This window comes from Ruegeria sp. K7 (assembly GCF_056531785.1).
The window spans coordinates 173,521-193,380 of record NZ_JBQFMJ010000006.1 but is presented as its reverse complement, the minus strand read 5'-3'; the positions used below and the strand labels follow the sequence as shown (position 1 = coordinate 193,380).

The 19,860-nt window shown below is 55.5% G+C and carries 16 protein-coding genes and 1 tRNA gene; 13 read left to right on the top strand and 4 right to left on the bottom strand.

The window, feature by feature from the left end:
- Position 1 precedes the first annotated feature (1 nt).
- The 3 genes from ACR0FE_RS12455 (at position 2) to yghX (ending at position 3,798) form a co-directional block, all read left to right on the top strand.
- Positions 2–1,300: a malonyl-CoA decarboxylase gene (locus tag ACR0FE_RS12455; protein ID WP_480912950.1), complete on the top strand. Its 1,299-nt coding sequence runs from the start codon at positions 2–4 to the stop codon at positions 1,298–1,300.
- Positions 1,297–2,820 carry a malonate--CoA ligase gene (locus ACR0FE_RS12450; RefSeq protein WP_170611118.1) on the top strand — a complete coding sequence of 508 codons (1,524 nt, stop codon included), beginning with the start codon at positions 1,297–1,299 and terminating at the stop codon, positions 2,818–2,820. The genes ACR0FE_RS12455 and ACR0FE_RS12450 overlap by 4 nt, the downstream gene beginning before the upstream one ends.
- Positions 2,821–2,910: 90 nt before the next feature.
- Complete coding sequence (gene yghX, locus ACR0FE_RS12445; RefSeq protein WP_170611121.1) at positions 2,911–3,798, top strand: YghX family hydrolase; 888 nt, start codon at positions 2,911–2,913, stop codon at positions 3,796–3,798.
- Positions 3,799–4,262: 464 nt separating this feature from the next.
- Here yghX and ACR0FE_RS12440 read toward each other — a convergent pair whose 3' ends face one another.
- Positions 4,263–5,204: a LysR family transcriptional regulator gene (locus ACR0FE_RS12440; RefSeq protein ID WP_480442350.1), complete on the bottom strand. Its 942-nt coding sequence runs from the start codon at positions 5,202–5,204 to the stop codon at positions 4,263–4,265.
- Positions 5,205–5,304: 100 nt separating this feature from the next.
- On the opposite strand from ACR0FE_RS12440, the gene ACR0FE_RS12435 reads away from it, so the two are divergent.
- Together ACR0FE_RS12435 and ACR0FE_RS12430 are read left to right on the top strand one after the other, a co-directional pair.
- Complete coding sequence (locus tag ACR0FE_RS12435) at positions 5,305–5,529, top strand: DUF1127 domain-containing protein (RefSeq protein WP_170611124.1); 225 nt, start codon at positions 5,305–5,307, stop codon at positions 5,527–5,529.
- A complete protein-coding gene (locus ACR0FE_RS12430; RefSeq protein ID WP_170611126.1) occupies positions 5,519–5,746 on the top strand; it encodes a DUF1127 domain-containing protein in 228 nt (75 codons plus the stop codon). Before ACR0FE_RS12435 ends, ACR0FE_RS12430 begins: the two co-directional genes overlap by 11 nt.
- A 677-nt stretch (positions 5,747–6,423) precedes the next feature.
- Here the strand turns inward: ACR0FE_RS12430 and ACR0FE_RS12425 are convergent.
- The gene (locus ACR0FE_RS12425; RefSeq protein ID WP_170611144.1) at positions 6,424–7,422 is read right to left on the bottom strand and encodes an aldo/keto reductase; all 999 of its coding nucleotides are present in this window, start codon (positions 7,420–7,422) and stop codon (positions 6,424–6,426) included.
- 203 nt (positions 7,423–7,625) lie between these two features.
- On the opposite strand from ACR0FE_RS12425, the gene ACR0FE_RS12420 reads away from it, so the two are divergent.
- Positions 7,626–8,383 (top strand): IS5 family transposase gene (locus ACR0FE_RS12420; protein ID WP_480912946.1). Its coding sequence is split into 2 segments (ribosomal slippage): positions 7,626–7,950 and positions 7,950–8,383, totalling 759 coding nucleotides; the frame shifts between segments, so codons are not numbered across the junction.
- A gap of 123 nt (positions 8,384–8,506) precedes the next feature.
- Here ACR0FE_RS12420 and ACR0FE_RS12415 read toward each other — a convergent pair.
- A tRNA-Leu gene (locus ACR0FE_RS12415) sits at positions 8,507–8,591 on the bottom strand.
- A 422-nt stretch (positions 8,592–9,013) separates the two neighbouring features.
- Complete coding sequence (locus ACR0FE_RS12410) at positions 9,014–10,462, bottom strand: trimethylamine methyltransferase family protein (RefSeq protein WP_480912944.1); 1,449 nt, start codon at positions 10,460–10,462, stop codon at positions 9,014–9,016.
- A 351-nt stretch (positions 10,463–10,813) separates the two neighbouring features.
- Between ACR0FE_RS12410 and ACR0FE_RS12405 the strand changes: the two genes are divergently transcribed.
- From ACR0FE_RS12405 to ACR0FE_RS12375, 7 genes are all read left to right on the top strand, one after another.
- Positions 10,814–11,305 carry a hypothetical protein gene (locus ACR0FE_RS12405; protein ID WP_480441549.1) on the top strand — a complete coding sequence of 164 codons (492 nt, stop codon included), beginning with the start codon at positions 10,814–10,816 and terminating at the stop codon, positions 11,303–11,305.
- 3 nt (positions 11,306–11,308) lie between these two features.
- Entirely contained in the window at positions 11,309–13,321 is a 2,013-nt protein-coding gene (locus tag ACR0FE_RS12400; protein ID WP_480912942.1) for a dynamin family protein, read from the top strand.
- Positions 13,322–13,329: 8 nt separating this feature from the next.
- The gene (locus tag ACR0FE_RS12395; RefSeq protein ID WP_480912940.1) at positions 13,330–15,057 is read left to right on the top strand and encodes a dynamin family protein; all 1,728 of its coding nucleotides are present in this window, start codon (positions 13,330–13,332) and stop codon (positions 15,055–15,057) included.
- 52 nt (positions 15,058–15,109) lie between these two features.
- Positions 15,110–15,511 (top strand): hypothetical protein, encoded by a 402-nt coding sequence (locus ACR0FE_RS12390; RefSeq protein ID WP_480912938.1) that lies wholly within the window; start codon positions 15,110–15,112, stop codon positions 15,509–15,511.
- Between the two features lie 22 nt (positions 15,512–15,533).
- Positions 15,534–16,388 (top strand): hypothetical protein, encoded by an 855-nt coding sequence (locus ACR0FE_RS12385; RefSeq protein ID WP_480912936.1) that lies wholly within the window; start codon positions 15,534–15,536, stop codon positions 16,386–16,388.
- Positions 16,389–16,455: 67 nt separating this feature from the next.
- Positions 16,456–18,498 carry a dynamin family protein gene (locus tag ACR0FE_RS12380; RefSeq protein ID WP_480912935.1) on the top strand — a complete coding sequence of 681 codons (2,043 nt, stop codon included), beginning with the start codon at positions 16,456–16,458 and terminating at the stop codon, positions 18,496–18,498.
- Positions 18,495–19,787, top strand: coding sequence for a dynamin family protein (locus ACR0FE_RS12375; protein WP_480492012.1), 1,293 nt, complete (start codon positions 18,495–18,497; stop codon positions 19,785–19,787). The genes ACR0FE_RS12380 and ACR0FE_RS12375 overlap by 4 nt, the downstream gene beginning before the upstream one ends.
- Positions 19,788–19,860 lie beyond the last annotated feature (73 nt).

The window sequence follows — 19,860 nt, the reverse complement described above, 5'->3', positions numbered from 1 at the left end:
AATGCAGCGGAACTGGTTTCTGGGCGATCTGCTGAATCAGCTGTTCGATCGTCCCGGCAAAAAGCGCGGCAACGATGACTATCGATCCATTGCAGAGCTTTGTGAGGCCTTGTTGTCCGCCGAAGGCGAAGTATCGGGCTTCACCCTCGCCTCCACAATTCTTGATCGCTACCAGACCTTGGAAGACCCCGAGAAATTGGAGTTTTTCGCCTATTTGAATGACCAACTTGAGCTGGACGCGGATCAGCTTACCGAAGTGGCAAGCCTCTATGCCAACGACAGAAGTGTCAATTTATATCAAAAGCTTAGCGAAGTCGTGGAACCCAAACGGCAAGAGTTGTTGCGCCGATTGAACCAACCATCTGGCGCGACACAAGAACTCGTAGCAATGCGCGTTGACCTATTGCGCTTTCTTAAATCCAACCCCGAGCTCAAACGAACAGATATTGATTTCGTTCATTTGCTGAGAAGTTGGTTCAATCGGGGCTTTCTTGTCCTCAAACAAATCAGTTGGGATACCCCTGCCCGCGTTTTGGACAGGATCGTTGCCTACGAAGCGGTCCATCAAATCAACGATCTGGATGATCTGCGACGCAGGCTCTACCCGCCGGATCGTCGTTGCTTTGCATTCTTCCATCCTTCGATGCCAGATGAGCCGCTGATTTTTGTCGAAGTTGCTCTGACGGCTGAAGTTCCAGACGCAATCGATGCGCTTTTGTCCGAAGATCGGGAACCGATCGAAACTGAACAAGCGAAAGTCGCGGCGTTCTACTCTATCTCGAATTGCCAGAAAGGTTTAACCGGTATCAGCTTTGGCAATCTGTTGATCAAACAGGTTGTAACTGAGCTGTCGCGAGAACTTGAGGGGCTTGATACATTTGTGACCTTGTCGCCGATACCGGGACTGAACCGTTGGCTAGAGGGCGAAACAGACAATCCTGAGCACGGCCACGCCGCCGAGGCCGTACTTGCGGCAACAACCTCGCCGCAAGATTTGCGCGCAATGGCCGCCCGGTACCTGTTGTTCGCCAAGCGCGAGGATGGGATGCCGTTGGATCCCGTGGCCCGCTTTCACCTCGGAAACGGTGCCGAGTTGCACGAGTTGCATGCCGAAGCCGATTTGTCACCGAACGGACGATCACAATCCGGCGGTGCGATGGTGAACTACCTGTACGATTTAAACAAAACAGAACGTCATCACGAAGAGTTCGCGACACATGCGACGATCGAAGCCTCGCGTTCTGTTCGCGCGGCCTCAACCGCTGCGCTTGCGACCAATCCAAGGGAAAATACAGCGTGACCAACACTCTATACGACAGCCTGTTTGCCCGGCATGAGGGCAACGAGGCTCCGTTCCTGCAACTCGACGATGACCAGATTGTGTCCTATGACGCGTTTTTGAAGCGCACCGCGCAGGTCGCGCATGTTTTGCAAAACAACGGCGTATCACCAGGCGATCGCATCGTTGTGCAAGCGCCCAAGTTGGCCGATACGATTGCCCTCTACGCCGCTTCGGTACAGGCAGGTGCAGTCTATCTGCCGCTTAACACTGCCTACACTTTGGCAGAGTTGGACTATTTCATCTCTGATGCCCAACCTTCGATGATCGTTTGCGATAGCAGAGACGAAATTGAAGTCGGAAAATTGGCGGCTCGGTCTGGGGCAAAGCTGCGGACACTCGGCGGCGTTTACCCTAGCCTGAGCAGCGAGGCCGACGCGCAGCCCTGCGTATTCGAAACCGTGGATCGCGCTCCGGACGATCTTGCCGCGTTGCTCTACACATCAGGCACCACAGGCCGTTCCAAAGGCGCAATGCTGAGCCATCAAAACCTATTGTCCAACGCCCAAGCTCTTGTTGGTCTGTGGGGTATCACAAACGACGATCGCTTGGTTCACGCGCTGCCGATCTTTCACACGCACGGGCTTTTCGTGGCGATGAATACGTCACTACTCGCCGGTGCCAGAGTTCGCCTTATGCAAAAGTTCGACCTCGGCGCCATCCTGGATGAATTGCCCAAGTCGACCCTTTTGATGGGGGTTCCCACTTTCTATACCAGACTGTTGGCAGACGACCGGTTCACAAAAGAGATCACAGGGAACATGCGCCTGTTCGTCTCGGGCTCTGCCCCCCTGCTTGCCGAAACCCATCAGGCATTCGAAATGCGCACCGGCCACCGAATACTTGAGCGCTATGGCATGACCGAGACAAACATGAACACCTCTAACCCCTATAGTGGCGAACGTCGCGCGGGAACTGTTGGCATGGCACTGCCCGGCATCGAGGTGATCGTCACACATACGAAAACCGGAGAACCACTTCCCCCGGGCGAAGTTGGAATGATCGAAGTCCGCGGCCCCAACGTGTTCAAAGGCTATTGGCAGATGCCCGAGAAAACCGCCGAAGAGTTACGAGAGAACGGGTTCTTCATCACCGGGGACTTGGGCCAATTCAGCGAGGACAGCTATCTATCGATTGTGGGGCGGTCGAAAGACCTGATCATTACCGGTGGTTACAACGTGTATCCCAAAGAAATTGAAGAGATCCTGAACGACATCGACGGTGTTCTGGAATCGGCGGTTTTCGGCGTCCCCGACAACGATTTTGGCGAAGCAATCATCGCCGCTCTGGTTATTGAGCCAAGCGTAAAACTTGAAGCGGATCAGATTGCTGAGACCATCAGGGACAAGCTGTCGCGCTTCAAACATCCGCGCCGCTACGAATTCGTCTCGGAATTGCCGCGAAACACTATGGGAAAAGTTCAAAAGAACGTGCTGCGCGAACGGTACGCGGACATGGAACTGTCGCCGGCAGAATCTTAGTAAGCCCATCCAGACGCTCAATCAAATCAAGACTTTCAGATCGGATACTACCCTCCCCTTCAGACTGCCAAACTCATTAGGAGATCCATAATGACCCGCATGACGGCAAAAGACTTCGACCAGGAACTTCTGGACCTGTACGACTTTTACGCGCACGGCAAGATTACCAAGCGCCAATTCCTGGATCGCGCAGGCAAGTTCGCGGTCGGCGGCGTGACTGCGGTCGCGCTGCTGAACATGCTCAGCCCGAACTACGCGATGGCTCAGCAAGTGTCGTTCAACGATCCCGATATCCACGCGGACTACATCACCTATCCTTCACCGAATGGAACCGGTGATGTCCGAGGGTATCTTGTCCGGCCCGCTGGCGTTGAAGAGCCCCTACCTGGGGTGTTGGTGATCCACGAAAACCGCGGTTTGAATCCTTACATCGAGGATGTGGCGCGCAGGTTGGCAAAAGCCGGATTTATGGCGTTGGCCCCCGACGGTCTGACATCGGTTGGCGGCTACCCGGGCAACGACGCCGATGGGCGCGAGTTGCAAAAGACAGTGGACCGTGTCGAGTTGATGAACGATTTCTTCAATGGGTTTGAATACCTGTTGAACCGAGATGACAGCACCGGAAAGGTCGGCGCAGTGGGTTTCTGCTATGGCGGCGGTGTAGTCAGTGCAATTGCCGTGGCCTACCCAGAACTGGCCGCAGGTGTGCCGTTCTATGGTCGCCAGCCAGCAGCTGAGGATGTTGCCAAAATTCAGGCGCCGCTACTGATTCAAATGGGAGAGCTTGATGAGCGCATCAACGAAGGCTGGCCGGATTTTGAGGCTGCTCTGCAGGCCAACGACAAAGTATACGAGGCATATATATACGAAAACGCCAACCACGGTTTTCATAACGACAGTACGCCACGCTATGATGAGGAAATGGCAAACCTAGCCTGGGACCGCACAATTGATTGGTTCAACACCTATCTGAAGTAATTGGTACAAGCTACCAAGCCAGTCATGCGTTGATATCTTTTCGTTGAAATCCTCGCCCCATCTTGGCCAAGACCTTAGAAGCTACAGTAACTTGAACGTCGCAGTTAGAGATTCTGCGACAAGGTCTTGGCCCGCAATCCCTACTATTGGATGTTTTTATGGTTTCGAAACCATGGACGGATATTGTCGAAGCGGTTTTAGATGAAGCGATTCATCGTTAAGTGTTCAGCTCATCTGCGGGTTAAACGTAATATCACTTTTATGCCGCTGATATCAGCCATTGATAACGCGTTCGGAGAAGGCAGCTAGGTGACCGAAATGACCTATGTAGTGTTTTTTGATCAATGCCAGGTTTTTGATGGAGGTACCCCTTCAGTTCTCTTCCAATGTCGGCCGGAATTTTAACCACTCACAGCGGACGGGACCGGAATATTTTGGACAACTACGACCGTTTCTATGCGTAGTTAGCCGTTCCTTTGGTTCTCTTCGGCATCCCGAAACCGCCGCGCGAGATAATCCACAAACGCGCGCGTTTTTGGTGCCAGATTCCTCCGTTCGGCAAACATTACGACAATATCCGTGCTGGGAGGTGCATACTCCGGCATGACATGGACAAGTTCGCCAGAGAGAAATTTCCTGTTTGCCATATAGCAGGGCAGCCGTGCGATGCCGATACCAGCCAGAGCGGCTCTAAAGACGACATCGGTGCTGTTCCCCTCAAAGCTGCCCGTTGCTTCAAACTTTTCGCCTGCGTTCGGTTCGATGCTGTTCCAAGCGTTCCGTTGGCTTCTCCCAGCAACTCTCAAGCAATTGTGCTCAGCCAGTTCGGCAAAATTCGACGGTGTTCCACAACGCTCAAGGTATTCAGGTGAGGCACATAGTACCCTTCGACTCTGCATAACGCGCCTAATCACCATATCTGGATTCTTCCGTTGTTCCGCAAAGCAGATCGCCGCGTCGAACCCTTCGCTCCGAAGATCAATTTCTCGGTCGGTCAGATTTAAAGACATTTCTACCTCTGGGTTCTCTTTCATGAACTCTGGGAGGGCAGGAATCAGTTGGGACTTACCGAATGCAACAGTGGATGCGATCCTGAGTTCTCCGCGTGGGACACCGTCAAAGCTGTGGATCATCGCTTTGGCTTCATTGAATTTGTCAGCCATCTCTTTGCATTTTTCATAGAAATCTTGGCCTTCCCGCGTTGGAGAAACACCCGTTCTGGTACGATTCAGAAGGCGGTAGTGCACCTGATCTTCAAGTAACCCGATCTGCTTACTTACTGCTGATGGGGTCTGCCCCATTGATCTTGCAGCCGCAGAAATACTGCCCTGCTCGACAACCGTCGCAAAGATTAGCATTTGCGCAGAAATGTCCATGTCATAACCTTTGCTGTTCCAATATGGCATGGGGCCTTTGCCAAAATGGCGAGTTGTGAGCGCTACCAAATGCCCTTATCTCTGCATTGCAGCATAAATACTGCATTGCAGCAATGGACGAGGCAATATCATGGCAATTACTCGATCAAACAGCGCGCTGGATGTCGTTTTCGAAGCTGGCCGCACGTTCTTTCATCAAAAGCTGGACACGATACGCAAGGCACGGGCCAAACGCAGGGTTTATCGCGAAACTTGTTATGAACTCTCGGTGCTATCTGACCGTGACTTAATAGATTTGGGCATTCCGCGCAGTAGCATCAAAAGACTTGCTATGGAGGCTGCATATGGCTGCTAACACCCAAACGGCTGGTACAGATCGTGGTCACGCCATTGCCCTATCAATCAGCTTCTTGGCGTGGATCAGATCCACGGCAAAAGCTGCCTTGAAAGCACTGAAATTGGCCCGGATGCTCTCTGCGCTTTCAAATATGAGCGATTACCAACTCTCTCAGATCGGAATTTCGCGATCTGAGATCCCGGAATATGCCGGAAAATTGATGGCTGACGAATAGGTAAGCGAGCCCTCAGGTCCAAAAGCTTACACGAAAAATGCTGGTTCTCGCTCCTCCCAGAGTAAGCCAGCATGAGCGGTGGCGAAAAAGCCGACAGGGAGCGCCAACGCACGGGCCAGCATTTTCAACTCCTCCCGAAAGTGCTGGCCCAAACCAACCTGCCAAGCAGGAGCCCCGAAAAATGAGCGATAGGAGAACTTCACAAGATCTGGTCGTCCGTCGTCTCGGTTTCGGCGATCAAGATAACATCTGTGATCATTTTCTGCGGTTAGATGTCCGAACGCGGCGGGCACGATTTTGTGGAGCCGTCGACGACAATTGTGTCTTGAGTTACGCACAGAATATCCTCCGGTACGACAGTATCGCTTGTGGAGCGTTTGTCTGGGGCCAATTGAGAGGCCTTCCAGTCCGGTCATCCGACAAGTCTCTTGGGTCCCAATTAGCAAAAAGCTGCCGTTGGTATGCGATGCAGCATCCGTCGCAATGGGCTCGAAGCAGACCTTGGTCACCTGTAGAGTAGCCCCTGACCAGTCCAACAAGGGAACGGACGACGGCTGTGCGGGACGAAGCAGACGTTTAGCCGGGGTTTCAAACTTATCGCCTCGAATGTCGACGCACTGCATTTTGGAGTATGGATCATCGTATTGTCGATACCTACGACTGATCAGACTACCCATTTAACAGTATCTTTCTGGTCCAATCCACTGCTCCACCGAATAGCGGTCCCCGTGCGTCCAGCCGACTGGCAAAACTTCTTCTATTCGTTCCAGGTCGGCATTCGTAAGGTTCAACTCCGCACCTGCGATGCACTCTCGGAAGTGATCTACAGACCGCGTTCCAGGGATCGGTATGACGTGAGGCCCACGGGTCAGGAGCCAAGCATTCGCCAAACCTGCAGCTGACGTGTCCATTTCTGCCGCTAGTTTTCGGAACCCATCTGTGATGCGGAGATTTTCAGACAGGTTGGGTTCCATAAAGCGCGGGTTGCCAGCTAAGAATGGCAGGCTTGTGATGCGCTCACGCGGGATCGGGTTGTCCGTCAGTAGCGACCGCCCGACAGGCGAAAACGCTACCATAGCGACACCCAGTTCGGCGCACGTCTGTACCAGTCCAAGATCGGGAAACCGGGTCGATAATGAGTATTCGGATTGGACGGCGGCGATTGGAAAGGTTTGCATCGCGCGGCGCAGCGTCGTAGGCGCGACTTCGGAAAGCCCGATTGCTTTGGTTTTTCCCTTCTCGACCAGTCGGCCAAGATTGGCCGCAGTCTCTTCTGGCGTAAGGCGAGGATCGCGGCGGTGCGCATAGAACAGGTCAACGCTGTCCAGCCCAAGACGTTGCAGCGACTTGTCCAGCTCGGCCTCCAGATGCTCCGCCGAGTTATCGAATACGCGATTGCCGTCGGCGTCGCGTGTAATCGTCGCTTTGGTCGCAATGACAAACTCTTCACGGGCGCTTGGATTGGCTTTCAGATAGGACCCGATAGCATTTTCTGATTTACCCATGCCATAGACGTTGGCCGTATCCAGATGTGTGACGCCGAGGTCACGACACGCATTGAGGATCGCGTGGCTAGCTTTCTCATTTGTTGGTCCATACATGTCTGAGAACGACATTGCGCCATAACCAATGGCACCGATTTCAGGTCCGTTTGCGCCTAGTTTACGTGTCTTCATTTTCTTCCTTCGACAAGCCACAACGGCAGCTGACCATGAACCAACTGGCGATCCAAACAGCAACGCGCTGGTATTCTAATTTTTAGTCAATAGCCTAATACCGAAGTTCGTTAATATGCTACGTAGGCGTTCGGTTGCCTAGGGTCAGGACCCATTGATTTCCGTTCTTCGGCATGATTCACCGTTCGAAAACGAGCGGTGACATGTCTGACCTTTTCTGGCTGAGCGATGCGCAGATGACGCGTCTGGAGCCCTATTTCCCCAAGTCCCACGGCAAACCTCGTGTCGATGATCGGCGTGTGTTGAGTGGGATTATCTTCATCAACCGCAATGGTTTACGGTGGCGGGATGCGCCCAAGGAATACGGGCCGCACAAAACCCTGTACAACCGTTGGAAACGATGGAGCGACAAAGGCATCTTTGCCCAGATTATGGTCAGTCTGGCCGCTGAGCATGGCGAAGAGAAGACGATCATGATCGACGCCACCTATCTGAAAGCCCACCGCACAGCGTCCAGTTTGGGCGTTAAAAAGGGGGACGCGGTCGCCTGATTGGCAGAACCAAAGGCGGTATGAATACCAAGTTGCACGCCATCTGTGACAGTAAAGGCCGCCCACTGAACCTGTTTGTAACCGCTGGACAGGTGAGCGATTACATCGGGGCAAAAGCCCTTTTGAGCAGCCTGCCCAATGTCGACTGGCTGCTCGGAGATCGAGGTTACGACGCCGATTGGTTCAGAGAAGCCCTGAAAGACAAAGGGATACGCGCATGTGTCCCTGGCCGGAAGCAACGCAAGGCCACCGTCAAATATGACAAACGCCGCTACAAACGACGCAATCGGATCGAGATTATGTTCGACAGGCTCAAGGATTGGCGGCGTGTGGCAACCCGATATGACAGGTGCCCAAAGGTATTCATCTCCGCCATCGCTCTCGCCGCCACGGTCATCTTCTGGCTATGAAACAAGGACGAGTCCTGACCCTAGTCCGCAGACTACGGTGAGACTAAGGTTGGCCTGTTAGTGGGTCTGGTGGCCACTGCTTTCATCTAAGTATTTGATATATATTATGATTTATTAAAATTATGGTGCGGGTGGAGGGACTTGAACCCCCACGCCTTGCGGCGCCAGAACCTAAATCTGGTGCGTCTACCAATTTCGCCACACCCGCATTCCGGCATTTGCGCGCCGGATTGACGCGGTCAATATCAAAGCTTGAAACCAAGTGCGAGAGGGAATTGCAGGCGATGCCAAAGTTTATTCCCGTTCGCAATATTACGCCTGATCAAGGTACTGATCCAAATTCTTTCATGGCAACCGTCAGCTGAACGAACTCCTGTTCAATGTCGTGTAGAAACAATGACATAGCGATACAATTGAACAGGCCCTGCTGAGTTTATTCGTCTCTACTGAGATGATCGGCACTATAGGTGCGCAATCGGATGAGGCGTTCATGAAGTCATCTGCGCGAGCATTTCTGCTTCGCAAAGTCCGCTGGGTCCAATCAATCAGAGCTCTGCGCACCAAAGCAGAAAAACCAATGCGAGTCCGCCCACTACCGGCAATCCCGATTTCTGCTGACGCGTGGGGTGCTCAAATCTTCAGGCGAATAGGCAGCCGCGCACGCAAAGCCTCCTCGACCTTGGCGGGCAGATGGTCGGGCGCGGGCTGTGCCTCGATCTGGGCAACGCGGGCGATGGCGCGATCCCATACTGTCTGCGCACCGCTTTCCAGCCAATCATTGACGCTTTGTCGATCACCCAGAGAGGGGTAGACATATTCGCGGGTCATCAGGTTCAGCGTTTGAGCGGTTCCAAGATAGTGCCCGTCGCCAGTGACGACCTCTTCGATCAGGTCAAGATCAATCGAGGTGTCACACATCTCGACCCCGCGAACCGACCGCAGGATCGCACCGCACATGTCGTTGTCAATCACCAGCGCCTCTTTGCTGGCGGCCATGATCGAGCCCAGCATGCCGACCGAAAGGTTGATCATGTCCGCCCCGGACTGCGCGGCCAGGGCGATGGTATAGCCCTTCTCGTATCCTGACTGCGCGTCAGCCGTTTTAGCATCGGTCATCCCCGCGGAAACAGTCGATGGCAAGCCGAGGCTCAGCAACAGCTGCGCGGCGGCGGCATTGGCGATTGCGGCTTCACCCGATCCACCGGTCATGGCCCCGGTGCGCAAATCCGAGATGAATGGTAGAAAGGCAAGGATGCAGGGAAAGCCGGACCTCATCATGTTGACCAGCACCAGACCCGCCAGCGATTCTGCCAGACCTTGCGCCAGCGCTCCGGCCAGAGAGGCGGGGCTGGTTGCCCCCGCCTGAGCCGCCGAACAGATCTGGAGCGGCATCCCAAGACGCACGCATTCGCGCATGACACCACATGCTTCTTCGGCCGGCGTCAACGGCGGCACCACATGACATACCGAGGCAAAACAAAACGGTTGGCTCCCGAAACCCCCTTCTGCCCCCAACGCTTGATCAAACATCTCGATCACTGGGGCGACGTGCGCCGGGTCAAAAAAGCTGGTGCCGATGGGCTTTGATGTCGCCTTCATTGCCGCAAAGGCGGTGTTGATATCCAACGTCAACGGGTCTTCCAGATCCCGCGCGACCACCGGGCGCAAAGAATAGTGAATCGCATCACAGGAATCGACGATCCGCATCAGGCCATATAGGTCCTTCAGCGTGCTGTCGCGATATGTATTGGTTTCGGAATCAAGGATGTGTACGGCCGCGCCGCCGGTACCTATATGAACCTTTCCACCGCCAATCTCGATCCCGCGATCCTTGATGAACCCGGGCAGTTCGACCCGCTTGCAGGCCTTAGAAATCACCTCTTCGACCAAAGCGCGGGGAAAGGTGATACGCCCGTCCGCCCGCTGCAACGCGCCGTTGTCCAGCGCCAGATCACGAATGTCACGGGCCGCACCCGACACTCCTGTCCGTTCCAGAATATCAAACGCGGCGTTGGTAATTTGGGCAAGCTTGCCCTCGTCCAGCGGTCTGAACCGCCCACCGAAAGGTGGCGGCGTCATTTGGTGCGCAGAAAGTGCCAAGCCCCGACCGGATCGTGATCGCCGCATGTCTACATCCTATGTGGATCCCAGTGCGGAGGCATCTTAGGAAGCGCCACTTTCAAGCTCAATTCTATTAGTTGCATAATTTCGTGAAATTTTTTCGCTCAAGGCAGGCCGGGCCCACCACCCGCCCTGAACGACGGGACGTCCTTTTTCTTGTTGCCGGGAAGGAAATCAAGCGAACTCTCCCATGGGTTGAGGCATTCTTATGCGCGCCTCACCACATTCGCGCCACAATTCAAACGTTAAAATATCTTATTCGCGTCAAAATAACACCGCCTTGAGGGTTCTTCTTGGGCACAGGAGTTAATGAGTCTTTTTGCGCATCTGCTGCGCTGTACCAGTGTTTCACTCAACTCCAGCACAAGGGTCTTTACCGTGACCGACATGATGAACTCCGCCGCTGCCGAGCAAGACGCTGTCGTTTTTGCACGTCAAAGTTTTCTTGGTGAACTCAAAACACTGAACCGCGATTACCCTGACACGGGATTTGGCATTGCGTTGCGAACCCATTCCGGCGACCACTACCTGCTGGCCAATGCACGGATGCCTTTGCCTTCCGTCAAATCCGAAGGGTTTCCCACTGGACGCCAGGTTGCACGCCTGGAAAATGGTGATCATTTCAGTCTGATCGAAGTTCTGGCCGATGCCGGAGCATATGAAAACATTTCTCCGCGCGCCGAAGCCGAAATTCTGGGCAACGCTCTGGATCTGATTGCCCGGATCGACACCCTGACCCGCGCGCCTTCTGGCCGTATGCCGGAAACCCTGCAAATCGCCGCAACTGGAACCGGAGGCTGATCCATGGCGCGCAACGAACATCTTCTGTCCGTAGGTAATGAGGCCCTGTCACCTATGACGTCGGCCATGACGTCCCTGACGGCTCAGATCGACCAATTGACGGAAGTGGCCGATGCGCGCTCTTCGGCGCGGCTGGCGACACTCAAGACGCGGATGGAGAACTTTACTGCGTCAGTGACGCTGGTCGGGCAGGTGAAGGCCGGTAAATCCTCGATCGTGAACATCCTTGCGGGCCGTCCAGCCCTGCTGCCGTCGGATGTGAACCCATGGACCTCGGTTGTCACCACCCTGAACATAAACACCCGTACGCAGGGCGGCACCAAGTCCAGGTTTACCTTCTTCGAGCAGGAGGAGTGGGACAATCTGATGGTTGGCGGCGGCCGGCTAGGCGAACTGGCCAACCGGGCTGGTGCGGACGACGAAATGGACGATATCCGGCGTCAGATCAACGAGATGAAGTCCAAGTCCGAAGCGCGGTTGGGAAAGCACTTCGACCTCATTCTCGGCCAGAGCCACCAGTACGACTATTTCGATGAGGAACTGATCCAGCGCTATGTGTGTCTGGGGGACGAAGACGACCCGGATATTAACCCAAAAACGGGGCGGTTCGCCGATGTCACCAAATCAGCGGAACTGTTCATGGATATTCCCCAATACCCGATCTCGCTGAAGCTCTGCGACACGCCCGGTGTGAACGATACTTTCATGGTGCGCGAACAGATCACCTTGCGCAGCTTGCGCGGATCCGAGGTCTGTATTGTGGTTCTCGCGGCCAGCCAGGCGCTGACCACCATGGATATGGCGCTGATGCGGATCATCGCCCAGTTCGAACACCGTCAGATCATCCTGTTCGTGAACCGGATCGACGAGCTGGCCGATCCCGTCAATCAGGTTCCGGAAATCCGCGACCGGATTCAAGACACGCTGAAACAGAACAACATCGACACAAACACCAGCGTTGTATTTGGAAGCGCTTTGTGGGCCGAGGCCGCACTGACTGGCAACCCCGACATCCTGACAGAAGAATCTCGACAGGCGTTGAACACGTTCTATCTGGCGGCCGGATTTGGCGATCAGGCACCTTCGCTTGACAAAATCTGGGCGTTGTCCGGTCTGCCTGACCTTCTGCTGGCCATGAATGAACGCATTGCCGAAGGCGCGGGCACCCGTCTGCTGGATCGTGTGCGCCACCGGGCCCGAAACATTGCCAGCCAGATTCGGGCCACGGCCGTCGCCAAGACACTGTCTGGTGACGAAGGAGTGGTTCGGGATCTGGACGGAGTATCGCCAGAAGACGCCATTTCCACCGTAGCCGCCGAATACGAAAAGAAGGTCGCTGACCTGACCACGTCGCTGCGCGACAAGGTGCTTGAACGGTTGGCCTCGGCTGAGGCAAATTTTGTCAAACGGGCGACGGATTCCCTGATTTCCCATCTGGAACAGAACGGCGAACAAGGCACCTGGCAGTATGATCCGGCCGGGCTGCGCACCCTGCAGAAGGCCGCCTATTTCAGCTTCGCCCGAACCATGCGCAAGGAAGCCGGAGCGCTTTACGCAACCGCCGCAACGGACGTGGAGGCGCTGTATCACAGTTTGCTGGGCAACCATTTGGGTGAATTCAAGATCGAAGCCCCGATTGTACCGCGCGTCCCGCCGCCATTGGGCATCGGGCGAACCATTGCGCTTGATTTGCAAAGCACCTGGTGGCGCCGCTGGTGGAAACGCCGCAAAGGATTCGAGGCTTATGCGGCGGATTACACCCGCCTGATCGCCTCCGAAGCGAACTCGATCACCAAGGATATCGAAGAAAACCAGATCGCAGCCGTTCTGGAAAACGTCAGGGCTACTCTGTCCGATTTCATGCGTGAACAGAATGAGACCCTGCTGAACATCTCGGCTACGGCGGAGCAGGATCCCGGACGCAACACCGCATTGATGGCAGGCATCCAACTGCAGAAATCGCGGGACGAAATCCTGGGTAGCATCCTTAAAGATCTAAGTAACGAGGCAGCATAAGTAGAGATATGACAAAAGACTCACAAAACCGCTTCGTGTCACCTAAGGCCTGGGAACGCATCGAGCAGTGGTCCCGCCGCAAGCCGGTCTTTGCGCTAATGGGGGAATTCAGCGCCGGGAAATCGACGCTGATGAATTTTCTCCTGCGCACGCAGGCACTGCCGACACAGGTCACGGCGACGCAATTGCCGCCCATCTGGTTCAGTTGGGGCAACAAACCTGCCTTCGTAAAACGGCATGATGGCAGCACGGAAAGTATCACGCTGGATCAGCTTGAAAGTGTTGGCGTGAATGATGCGCAGTTCATTCGCATCTATCTCGAGGCCGACATTCTGGAAGCTGTCGACCTGATCGATACCCCGGGCATTTCGGATCCCAAGATTTCGACCGATGTGTGGCGGCGCGCAATCGGTCAGGCCAATGGCGTTCTGTGGTGTACCCATGCAACGCAGGCCTGGCGCGAGACTGAACGCGCAACCTGGGTATCCCTGCCCGAGCGTTTGCAGAACAACTCCCTGTTGCTGGTCACCCGCGTCGATGCACTTGATGTCAAAGACCGCCAGAAAGTGCTGCGACGGGTCAATCGGGAAGCCGGACATCTGTTCAACAGGTCGATCCTGTTTTCTGCGCGCGATGCCATTACGGCACGGGACAAAACCGGTGATGCCGAGCTTTGGTCGCGCAGTGGTGGCGGCAAGATGGTCGACAGCTTTCTGGAGATCACTGAGCACATTATGGACAACCGGGCAGAACAGCTGTCCCGTTATCAGATCGACAAGACGCTTTCCAACGAACCCAGGGTTCAGCCGCTGCGTCCGTCGCGTAAGGCTGATGGCGAGGGGGACAAACGGCCCGAAAGTGAAGCGGTGCCCCTCCAGCTGATAAACCCCCTTGCCGACGAAAGCGACGAACCCAAGGTCGTCACCAGCTTTCCAGTGCGTCCTGCACGTGTGGAGCGGCAAGGCGAGGATTCGGAACGACCGAGAATTGACGCGGCTGAGGCCGAGCGACTGCGGGCTGAGATGGTGCCCGATACCGTAGACTCGAGCAAAGACGGCGTAGACGACGACGATTTACGGACCTTTTTCCGCAAAACGTCGGAGGGCCCGCTGGACCTGACGGCACTGGCCAGATCCACTTCGGATGAAGACGAGTTCGATCTGCTGGACGAAGACGAACTGGATGAAGAGGCCCGCGACCCGGCGATTGCAACCAGTAAACCCGAAGATTGGGAAGAGTCTGAAAACCTGATCGCGACGGCTGAAGACAATCAAGCGGATGCGCCTGAAGACTCGGTCGAGGAGGAAGCTGAAAAAGAAGAGGGAATTGAGGTATCGGTCTCGTCGATCACCGCTTTGCTGGCCCAGCAATCGGACAAGTCAGACCAGGAATACGAACCCGAGCCGGAAGACCTCAGCCCGGCCGAAGCCGAGATTCTGTCCATGCCGAGCGGAAATACCGAAGCGCCAAGCCGCGAATCTGAGAACATCGATGCGATAGCTGGCCAGATGTCGGCGCCTAAGGAAAGCTCGCTCAGCGCATCCGCCATGTGGCGCGAGATTGCGAAGGACGAAGACCTGCCGGAAGATGCCGAAGGCTTAAAGAACGTATTCACGGCGTTTCTGGCTGAGTTTGACAAGATCGCCGTTGAGCACAACGAGCAGCAGACCAAAGAGGCGTTGCGCCCAATGGCAAAAACCAGTGAAAACAGCAGGGCGGAATGGCATGTGCTTTAGTCCCGGAAACATTGTCCTGACGGACAGTTTCGACAGAATTGCCAGGTGTTAGATGTCGATCGAAGCTGCGTTGACCACTGCAATGGAATCAATACCCGACTGCATCGCAGCCGGGTATATCGATATGGAAACCGGGATGTTGCTCGGGACAAAAGTCGCTGACCCGGAAGGTGGCGACGCATTGGACACACTTGCAGTTGCTGTCGCCAACCTGTTTCAGGGCCGGGGAGTACAGGCCTTTGAGCAGCTTTTGCGGCAGGCAGAACCAGAAAGCCCAGACGGTTCCGGCTTTGGCGAGATTGCAGTGTTTTCCAATGATCGGCTCAATATTTTTCTGCGGACCCGGGAATATCCCGATCATGTTGTCTGCTACGTCTGTCACAACAGCGCGAATGTCGGGTTGGCGCTGGCGAAATCACATCTGAGTCTGGGGTCGGTGGCGGCTGCAGTCTAGTTGGACCTGAGGGGGTCAAGACATGATGGATACTGACATACTTGACATGCTCGAAGACATCGGGCGGTCATCTGTTGCCCGGCTCTCTCCGGCTGTGACGCTGGCGGGCGACACGCCCGTAACACGTCGCGCTGAAGTATTGCGCGCCATTCGCCGGACCGTATTGCCGCGCCGCCTGGAATTTACGGCCGCCAATGGGGATTGCCTTGCAATTGAGGTCAACAGTTCAAGGGTCACGGATGTCTTTCGCGTCCGGTCCGGTTTGGTGCCGGATTTTGAAACCGAACCGCGGGATGCTTTGACTGACAGGCTGGCTCATCTGGTGTCGGATATTGCCGCTGCCCCTGCCCCGCTGGAACTGACGTCATTGCAGCCGGATACCGCGCTGGAAGCAGATGATGTTGGGATAACCCTCAGCGAAATCCAGGTTGCCTGCCAGAGTATAGAGTTTCCAACCGAACCAATTGTTTCGATTGTGCCCGATGTCGAACCGGACCTGCAACCGCCCGTACCCCAATCGGTTACGCTGGCGGCAAGATACTTTGACGCGGCCGACAAATTTGCGCTGGGACGCATTCTGGCGGAAAGCTCAGATGGGCGTGAATTGCAATCCGATGGTATTTGCGCACCCGGCCAAAGCGCTGGGCCAGATCAGGAACTTCTTGCACAATTTGCGAAGGATTTGAGCGGTTGGAACGCCGATCTGGCTATCGATCCGGAAAAGCCGCAACTGATTGTCATGCGTCCGTCCGGCGGTAAAGGAGCCGGTCTGGCGGTACTGCAGCATGGTGATCAATTCGCGGTCGCCTTGCATGAGGCGCGCAAGCTGGGTTCAGCGGTCAATCTGTGGACCACTCTGAAGGGAACAGAGGAATGACCGCGCCCAAAACAATCAAATTTTCGAATAATTCAATCCGTGAGTACGAGTAAACAGGTAAAATGTTATGAGTGAAAATAATCGTCGCGAGTTAATTCGCATCGCAGAAGACATGAATGAAGTGAGCAATGACGAAACCCGTCAGTTCATTTCGCGCATTGTCAGAGACCTTACAAATCTGAGGCCCTCCATCGCTTTTGTCGGTCAGATCAAGGCCGGTAAGTCTCGTCTGATCAATGGCTTCACCGGGCAGGCCGAGTTCCTTCCGTCGGATGTAAACCCCTGGACCACCGTAATCACCGATATGCATTTCGGGCATCCTTCGGGCCGGACGGACGGGGCCGAGTTTCATTTCTTCGACAATCGCCAATGGCAGGCGCTGATCGCCGAAGGTGAAGAACTGCGCAACATGTTCCCCGACGACGAGGACAGCTACAAACGAGAGATGATCGAGGAACAGGTCGAGGCGATGAAAACCCGCGCCCGGCTGCGTTTGGGCGAAAGCTATGAACAACTGCTGGGTCAGCACCACGATCTGGAACATCTCAATACGGACGATCTGGCGCGCTATGTCTGCGCCGGGGATGATCCAACCGATACTGAAACGCACGACCCCGGTTCTGACCGGGGCCTCTACAGTGACATTACTCGCAAGGCCGAAGTCTATTTTGACATCGGCCACTTTCCGTTCCCGCTGACCGTCACGGACACACCCGGTGTCAACGACCCGCTGCTGATCCGCGAGGAAATCTCGCGCCAGTATCTGAAGGAATCCGACTTTTTTGTTGTGGTTCTGTCGGCGCATCAGGCCCTGTCCCGGGCTGACCTGAAACTCTTCCGTTTGATGCAGGCGTTGGAGTTGGGCCAGATCGTCGTGTTTATCAACCGCGTGGACGAACTGGGCGGTGGTGCCGAAGATGCCACGAAAGTGCGTGCGGATGTTCGCGACGGACTTGAGAAAGCCCTTAGAAACTCGGATATCGACGTTTTGATGGGCAGTGCCCAATGGGCACATTATGCCCTCACCGGAGATGACACCGGGATCAATCACGATCACGTTCTTGCCTGGTTGCGAGCCCATCCCGAACAGATGAAGCAATATCTGAAAGGTGTTGAGGAGATCAAACAGGGGCCCGGTCCCATCAGTCGCGAAGGTGTCCTGCGCTTTGCGGCCATGATCGCCTCGGGCCTTCCGGATCTGCGCCGGCATGTGACCCGCGCCCTCACCGAGGGCCCCCGGAACGAACAGATGCGCATGGCGTGGCAGCACCTGAACAGTTTCGCCAAGGGCGAGGTTGAACGCTCTGGCGCGCATCTTCGCGCTTTGGAAGTCGATTCCGGCAAAGACACTTCAAGTGCGGATGAAAACGACAAGACGCTGGGCGATCTTCGCGCCTTGGTGGTCGAAAAAACCAGCGAAATCACAAATAATATGGACGACGTTCTGGCCAATCTGCGAGGTGTCATGGATGACACGGTGGCTGAATCCGTATCGGGCGTGGTGCGCGGACCGAACGGGCAATCGCCGCTGCTGATCAGGGGCGGCGATACCGAATTGAACTTTACCCCGCTGCGCGACCGGATGCGGGAACTGGTTCAGGGGGCGACGCAGGTCGTCCGTCAACGGATGCTGAGCGAACTTTACGCCATCGACATGCAATGCAACGCGGCACTGCGGACACTGGCAGGCTGGCATGATCCGGCTGACAACCGCATGAACACCAGTGCCGTGCGGTGGTACCGGCCGGACACAACCGCCCTGACACGCGGAATCACGGTAGAGTTGCGTGTGAACTGGCTCTCTCGCCTGATATCGCGTAATAGTGTGGTATCCAGGGCCGAACGAATGATCGTTCAGGAATTCGAGATGATCGGTGATGATCTGGTCGACACCGCGCGCGGGGATTTACTGGAACGTCTGAATACCGTTCTGGATCACTACATGGCTCTGTTGGCCGGACATCTTGAACATCGCGCCGGTAGCGGAGAGGCAAATGCGAGAACACAGGCGCAGACCGCATATGATCGCGCCCGGCGGATTGCCGATGAACTGGGTTCCGTATTCGGGCCGAATTTGGCGGAAAACACACAAGCAGAGGCTGCTGAATGATTGAATTTCCCGGAACCGAAAAGGAGGTGCGTCAGCTTGAGCGCTTTCTGACCGCGACGGAGGCATTGCCTTCCGATACGGCGCTGGACAAAATGCGCGAGCGTGCGCTGGCCCACGCCGAACGGTTGTCCAATGCTGTCAATATCGGTTTCGCGGGCGAGTTCGGGGCTGGCAAATCCAGTCTGGCCAACATGCTGGCCGGGGCCGACATACTGCCGACCGGGCCGCAACATCTGAAACTGCCCTTGGTGATTGTTGCCTATGCCGATACACCGGAAACCACCGTCGGGTGGTGGGATAAAGAGCCAAGGGTGTACTCTGGCATAGCGCTTGAGAAGGCGGCTGCGGACAATCCCGATTTCATCTCAGTCGGGCTGAATACACCTGCACTCAAGGAAATCTCACTGTTCGATCTGCCGGGGTCTGGTGCGCTTGACGATACGTACAAGCAAACGCTGGACCTTCTGAAGTTTGTCGACTGCGCGATCTGGTGCACAAACGGAACCAATGCCTGGCGCGAAACCGAACGTCATCTGTGGGCCCGGGTTCCGGAAGAACTGCGGGCAAACAGCCTGCTGGCCGTCACTCATACCGATCTGCCGCCGGTCCGCGATGCGCTGGATCGTGTTCTGGCTCGGTTGAACAAGGAAAAAGGTGACCTGTTCCGTACGGTTGTCCCAATCGGCACACCGATAGCGGTCAAGGCAATGGCGCAAGAGCCCGAGCCCGATTTCGACCTATGGGAAACATGCGGCGGGCGAAATTTAGCGGAACAGGTATTGCAAGTCGCATCCGACCGACGCCTGAAGGATCTGGAGGCCGCTCGCACCGACCTGCGGCAACAATTTCTGCCCTATCTGGAAAGCCTGCCCGGTGAGGAACCGGCGCCGGAGTCAGAAAGCGCCGATGCGTCGGCCATGCACACGGCGCTCGGGACTGCCCTGCCCCCATTGGACAACCCGATCCTGGAAGACTGGCTGGCCGCAATCACCAGCATCTACGAGGACCTGCGGGAATCGTCCAGTATCGAACCCGCAGCCTTCCTTCAAAGCTGCCAGGATATCGTCGAAGACTTCGCCGAACGTCTGGAACAGGGGGACGAAATCGACCCCGAGGCAGACTGGATACCGGGTGAGTTCGAAAAGGCCACTGACCTGCTGCTGTTGCTTCAGTTCGAAAGTGGCGATGCGCCGCTCAAGGACGCGATCAGCATCTTGGCGCAGCTGGGCGACAACCTGGCCTGGGCCGGAAGCAAGGTTTCCTCACCACAACCGAAAACCGGCACCTGACAATTTTCTCTTTAAAATTGATCTTGGATATCGCGAATCGAGCTCGGCAGAATCGGGCTTTTATTGTTTCTAA

Bases quoted from the DNA above. Each gene is read 5' to 3' on its own strand.
- ACR0FE_RS12455 (WP_480912950.1), top strand. From the start codon at position 2: ATGCAGCGGAACTGGTTTCTGGGCGATCTGCTGAATCAGCTGTTCGAT.
- yghX (WP_170611121.1), top strand. From the start codon at position 2,911: ATGACCCGCATGACGGCAAAAGACTTCGACCAGGAACTTCTGGACCTG.
- ACR0FE_RS12440 (WP_480442350.1), bottom strand. From the start codon at position 5,204: ATGCCATATTGGAACAGCAAAGGTTATGACATGGACATTTCTGCGCAA.
- ACR0FE_RS12435 (WP_170611124.1), top strand. From the start codon at position 5,305: ATGGCAATTACTCGATCAAACAGCGCGCTGGATGTCGTTTTCGAAGCT.
- ACR0FE_RS12430 (WP_170611126.1), top strand. From the start codon at position 5,519: ATGGCTGCTAACACCCAAACGGCTGGTACAGATCGTGGTCACGCCATT.
- ACR0FE_RS12425 (WP_170611144.1), bottom strand. From the start codon at position 7,422: ATGAAGACACGTAAACTAGGCGCAAACGGACCTGAAATCGGTGCCATT.
- ACR0FE_RS12410 (WP_480912944.1), bottom strand. From the start codon at position 10,462: ATGACGCCGCCACCTTTCGGTGGGCGGTTCAGACCGCTGGACGAGGGC.
- ACR0FE_RS12405 (WP_480441549.1), top strand. From the start codon at position 10,814: ATGAGTCTTTTTGCGCATCTGCTGCGCTGTACCAGTGTTTCACTCAAC.
- ACR0FE_RS12400 (WP_480912942.1), top strand. From the start codon at position 11,309: ATGGCGCGCAACGAACATCTTCTGTCCGTAGGTAATGAGGCCCTGTCA.
- ACR0FE_RS12395 (WP_480912940.1), top strand. From the start codon at position 13,330: ATGACAAAAGACTCACAAAACCGCTTCGTGTCACCTAAGGCCTGGGAA.
- ACR0FE_RS12390 (WP_480912938.1), top strand. From the start codon at position 15,110: ATGTCGATCGAAGCTGCGTTGACCACTGCAATGGAATCAATACCCGAC.
- ACR0FE_RS12385 (WP_480912936.1), top strand. From the start codon at position 15,534: ATGATGGATACTGACATACTTGACATGCTCGAAGACATCGGGCGGTCA.
- ACR0FE_RS12380 (WP_480912935.1), top strand. From the start codon at position 16,456: ATGAGTGAAAATAATCGTCGCGAGTTAATTCGCATCGCAGAAGACATG.
- ACR0FE_RS12375 (WP_480492012.1), top strand. From the start codon at position 18,495: ATGATTGAATTTCCCGGAACCGAAAAGGAGGTGCGTCAGCTTGAGCGC.